Source organism: Streptomyces aurantiacus (assembly GCF_001418335.1).
Lineage (GTDB): Bacteria > Actinomycetota > Actinomycetes > Streptomycetales > Streptomycetaceae > Streptomyces > Streptomyces aurantiacus.
On sequence record NZ_LIPP01000511.1, the window covers coordinates 1 to 1,445 of the forward strand.

General features: G+C 68.2%; 3 protein-coding genes. All 3 read right to left on the reverse strand.

The window, feature by feature from the left end; translation table 11 throughout:
- On the reverse strand, nucleotides 1-395 hold a 395-nt coding region (locus tag AOK01_RS39665; RefSeq protein ID WP_157871674.1), incomplete at its 3' end, for a helix-turn-helix domain-containing protein.
- 67 nt (nucleotides 396-462) lie between these two features.
- Nucleotides 463-846, reverse strand: coding sequence for a hypothetical protein (locus AOK01_RS39670; RefSeq protein WP_055520449.1), 384 nt, complete (start codon nucleotides 844-846; stop codon nucleotides 463-465).
- 10 nt (nucleotides 847-856) lie between these two features.
- Complete coding sequence (locus tag AOK01_RS39675; protein ID WP_055520452.1) at nucleotides 857-1,363, reverse strand: YbaK/EbsC family protein; 507 nt, start codon at nucleotides 1,361-1,363, stop codon at nucleotides 857-859.
- Between the last annotated feature and the right edge of the window lie 82 nt (nucleotides 1,364-1,445).

Below are 1,445 nucleotides of genomic sequence, written 5' to 3' on the forward strand. Positions count from 1 at the left end.
GCCCGCGCGTAGTCCGGTGTCTGCAACAGGCCCGGGATGTGCAGGAACTCCACGTCCCACCGGTACTTGGCATGGTGCTCCAGTTCGGGCAGGTCCAGGAACGGCGTCGGCAGGTGACCCCGGTACTCCTCCCACCAGCCGCGTGCACGGTCGGTCGCCATGGCGACCAAGGCGTCCACCAACTCGCCGTCCGCACACGCGTAGTTGCAAGCCAGACGCCGTAACCGTTGCGCGCTCACTCCGGAGATGCCTGACTCGATCTGGCTCATCTGAACAGAATCGGCTCCGATCAGGGCCGCAGCTTCGCGCGCCTTCAGCCCTGCGGCTTCGCGCAGTTTGCGCAACTCAAGGCCGAGGCGCGCTTGGCGAGCGGTGGGCTGCGGACGACGCGGCATTGGGGGTCGTAGGTGGTCCGTGACCCGGGCCGTTTCTTCAGCGGCCGGTCGGTCCACGCTCCCGTGGTCAGCCGAAGATGAGCTCAACGTCCTTGTCCACGCAGAACCGTAGGACGGTGACCAGCTGACCGACGTCTGCGATGCGCCGTCGCAGGACGGGGTCGCTGTCGGCGGGCTGGTGTTGGTCGAGAACAGCTTGCAGCCTGGGCAACATGGCCGCGCATTGAGCGGGAGTGAGGTCGGGGCCGGCGTCGTCCGGATGGTTGAGCAGCGGCGCCAGCGTGGTGGAGACGCCGCACCACTGGTGGTCTCCGCCGAACCCGTCCATCTCGGCGAGCGTAAAACCCTCGGCCTTGGCCAACCACGTCCTGAACATGTTGAAGCCGCTGTAGGACCAGGAGATGTCCGGGCTGCTCGTCACGTCGTCGCCCGGGAAAAGCGTCAGCCCCATCTTGTCGCCCTCACTCGATCTGCTCGCGGACGTCCACCAGCGTGCCGCCGGCGTGGTCGATCAGGGTCTTGGGTGCCATCGGGAACACGCTGTACGGGGTGCCTGCCGCGGCCCACACGATGTCGTGGTCCAGGAGTGAACGGTCGGCCAGGACGCGGGTCTTGCTGCGGTGTCCGAAGGGAGGCACGCCGCCGATCGCGTACCCGGTCGTCTCTCGCACGATGTCCGCCTTGGCCCTGGTGACCTTCTCCGCGCCCAGCGCGTGTCGTACGAGTTCGAGGTCCACTCGGGACGAGCCGTCCATGAGGACGAGGACCGGGACGCCGTCCGCGGCGAAGATCAGTGACTTGCAGATCTCGCTGAGTTCGCAGTCGAGTGCCGCGGCGGCCTCGGCTGCGGTGCGGGTCGCCTCCGGGAAGCGGCGGATGCGCGGGAGCAGGTCGTCGGCCAGGCCCAGCTTCCGGACGGCCTCGGCGAAGCGGGGGTGTGCGGTGTTCGGTTCTTCGGCGGCGGTCATGTACGGCACGCTAGCCGGTTCCCTCTGCCGGGAGGTACGGCTTTCCCGGAGGTGCGGCTGGGTGGTCACGGGGGGGTACAGC

Bases quoted from the DNA above. Each gene is read 5' to 3' on its own strand.
- AOK01_RS39670 (WP_055520449.1), bottom strand. From the start codon at position 846: ATGGGGCTGACGCTTTTCCCGGGCGACGACGTGACGAGCAGCCCGGAC.
- AOK01_RS39675 (WP_055520452.1), bottom strand. From the start codon at position 1,363: ATGACCGCCGCCGAAGAACCGAACACCGCACACCCCCGCTTCGCCGAG.